Source organism: Methylotenera sp. (assembly GCF_013141425.1).
Classification (GTDB): domain Bacteria; phylum Pseudomonadota; class Gammaproteobacteria; order Burkholderiales; family Methylophilaceae; genus Methylotenera.
In genome coordinates this window covers 1-3,209 of record NZ_JABFRA010000060.1, presented here as the reverse complement: position 1 = coordinate 3,209, position 3,209 = coordinate 1, and the positions used below count along the sequence as shown (strand labels likewise).

Annotated in this window: 4 protein-coding genes; 2 read left to right on the top strand and 2 right to left on the bottom strand. The window is 37.1% G+C overall.

Features of this window, described 5'->3' with window-relative positions:
* On the bottom strand, positions 1 to 464 hold a 464-nt coding region (locus HOO90_RS05070; protein WP_292840255.1), incomplete at its 3' end, for a hypothetical protein.
* A gap of 335 nt (positions 465 to 799) precedes the next feature.
* On the opposite strand from HOO90_RS05070, the gene HOO90_RS05065 reads away from it, so the two are divergent.
* A complete protein-coding gene (locus HOO90_RS05065; protein WP_292840253.1) occupies positions 800 to 1,579 on the top strand; it encodes a class I SAM-dependent methyltransferase in 780 nt (259 codons plus the stop codon).
* 97 nt (positions 1,580 to 1,676) lie between these two features.
* Here the strand turns inward: HOO90_RS05065 and HOO90_RS05060 are convergent, their stop codons facing one another.
* Positions 1,677 to 2,576, bottom strand: coding sequence for a glycosyltransferase family 2 protein (locus tag HOO90_RS05060; RefSeq protein ID WP_292840251.1), 900 nt, complete (start codon positions 2,574 to 2,576; stop codon positions 1,677 to 1,679).
* Between the two features lie 248 nt (positions 2,577 to 2,824).
* On the opposite strand from HOO90_RS05060, the gene HOO90_RS05055 reads away from it, so the two are divergent.
* The coding region (locus HOO90_RS05055) for a hypothetical protein (RefSeq protein WP_292840249.1) at positions 2,825 to 3,209 on the top strand (385 nt) is incomplete at its 3' end.

The following is a 3,209-nucleotide window of genomic DNA, read 5'->3' as shown; positions in this document are numbered from 1 at the left end:
CGCTCACGCTTTGCTAACCAGCCCACTATGATGCCATTATCTGCGATTGTAGAGAGCCCAGTACCATCGTAAGCGCCAGGAAATTCAAGTTGTGGAAAGCGGTCAGTCACAATAATAAAACCTTGCTTGCGCAATGCTAACATACGTTTAAAGCGGCGCAAGCGCCTAAGTGAAAACGCGTAAATAATCAGCGCAGTAAAAAGCCCTGGAGATTTTTTATCACGCAATGCGCGGGTTTTGTCGGTTTTTTTTACAATAATGCGGTCTAATAGGCCACCTATCAATGGCAACTGTGCAATTGCGCGCCCAATATTGCCAGACTGCTTACCCAAATGCGCGGCTTCTGCCGCACCAAAATTCCGCACAAAGGCTAATATTTCTTCACTAACGGTAGATTTCCCCGAACCATCGCAACCGATAATCGCGATGAGCGGTGCAAGATTTTTAGGGGTTTGTTGCGTCATAAAACATGCCTATTTCATTGGTATTTAGATGGAATTATAACACGTAGCCAGACAGAAAATATCCGTCTCATTGACATCAATGTATGTCAGCCAATACAATTCCCAACCTCTTAACTTAACAGTAGTAGTCAATTTTAAAGTTAACCCACAATGCTTGCTTTAAAATCTGCATGATCTGACTGTCGGCATATCTTGATACATTTTATGTAAAACCTCCTTAATTCACAATAAGAAAATTCTACCTATAAATGCAATGCTTTGGGGTGGGGATTACCACCGTAGCGCTCTAACTATGGTATTATCGATGTAAATAAACACTGATATGTGAATAATCCATGGCACTCAAAACTCGTATTAAAAAACTCCTACCCAACTTTTTCCTTGCTCATTTAGGCATCCATGACGGTATAGGAAAATTCAGTTTCGACAAGAATCTTGATATAAAAAGGGACATTCAAACCAAATACGGGTTTAATGGTGATCTCCTGGAAATATTTACGAACAACAAGAATAAAGTTGTTCACAAATGGCATCATTACATACCAATATACGATCGGTATTTTTCACATTTTCGTATGAAAAAAATTCGATTCTTAGAGATTGGAGTATCTAAGGGCGGTAGCCTTCAATTATGGCGAAATTATTTTGGTGAAGACGCAATCATTTACGGCATTGATATTGATCCCAATTGTGCTCAATTTAACGGAATTGCTGGTCAAGTAAGAATTGGTTCCCAGGACGACCCAAAATTCTTAGAATCTGTTATCCATGAAATGGGCGGGGTAGATGTCATCCTTGACGATGGAAGTCATCAAATGGATCACATACTAAAAACCTTCAAGTTTTTATTCCCCAAATTAAATGATGGCGGGATATATATGGTTGAAGATTTACACACTGCCTATTGGAGAAATTTTGGCGGCGGGTATCAATCAAAGTTTAATTTTTTTAGCTTTGTTTCAGAATTAATAAACGACATGCACCATTGGTATCATTTTGGCGGTGTAAAACATCCTGCTATTAGCAGTTTTTGTCCTGCTATCCATATTCATGACTCTATAGCTGTGTTTGAAAAAGAAGCTGTTCACGAACCTACCCATTCTAAAATATCTTGATTCATACTGTATTTTCTTGTAAAAGTTAGTTTATCAGGTGGGTGTAAGTAACACTTGACGCCACAAATGTGGCCAATTAGGTCATGACTAAACTAAATTAACTAAATGAATCAATCCGATACATTTTTTTTCTAACTCCATCTTTTATACCTAACAACATAAACTTAAAACACTCAAAACCATTATTTAGAAAAAATGGATAAAAAAGCATTCTGAATATGATCTTAAGAACACTTTTAACCTTCCAATACGTTGGCACATAACTTCGATTAAATAAATACAGCAAATTTCTAAACCAGTAATAATGTCTTATCGGCACTGACACGGCTACGTCAAAAATAATTAAAAAACTTGTTCTACCCTCACCAGATCTGTGAGCGAGCCTAGCCTTATTGTTACGCACAATCAAAAATCCATTACCTCTTAATCGCCAACAATACTCAAGGTCGACATGATCTATAAACAATTCATCTAACATCCCCCCAATTGCTTGGAAGGATTTTTGGGGAATCAGGCTGCCTGAGCTTATCATTGAGTCTACAATATCAATCCCTTCAAAGTCAGGAACTATCTTCCCTTTCTGAAAAGGAGCTACTTTTGATTTATTGCCATGAAGTTTTTTTGTATATCGATCATAAGATTGAGGCCCAATCATTCCAATGTTATAGTTAGCAATGCCTAATGCTAAATAAGACTCATATAACAACTTAACCATATCTGGATCTGGCAAACTGTCCTGATCCATTTGCAACACAAAGTCTGCGCCATTCTCATACGCCCAAGTCATGCCTAAAGTTTGAGCCCTTGCTATGCCTAAATTATCTCTAAAATTTAGTACCTTTATCCTTGGGTGACGATAAATTAAATCATCTTTTGAGTTATTGCAAATCACTACAAAACTGGTTTGCCTCAGCAACTCATTCACAGCAGGACTTAAATCTTGTTTTGTTGAGTTATAGGCAACTAAGACAGTATAGATTTTTGAGTTATTACACATTTAAGTTTAATTGGTTCGCAAGCAAATGAGTTAAATTAGAGAATGTATAGATTATGAATTATTTTCGCTACTACATTAGCACCACATGATTCTATACTATAATCTAACGGTTAAAGGAATCGTTTAGTGGCATTTTCCTTAAATGCCAATTAAATTTCAATGTCACTCATCTAAGATATAAAATACTGCTCTATATTTGTTTGATAGCATTTATTTTGTTGACAGTAACATCAAATTTAAGAGGGGCCATGAAATTTAATAGTTGTTGTAAAGCTCGTATAAAATCAGTCAGTCCAATGGTTTTTTCTAGCACGCAATGTGATGAGCTATTTTCCGCAGTACTTGTACATGATGAACATTACCCTGATGCTAAGCTACCCGAAGCGATTCATCTTGATTATAGCCAGGAGCAACTTTCACAGTGCTATCATATATGCCAACAGTTATGGCTCGACGGTGTTGACAGAACACAGTTATGCCTGATGGTAGAGAAAATTTTTAAGCAAGGCTTTCTTAGTGCTGAGGATAAAATTACCTACCATGGTATGCGCGCTAAGATTAAGCACTTACGCTTTGCCTATGTCACTTTTGATGAAAGACATCGCTACCCTACAATGTTTCATTGGATGACAG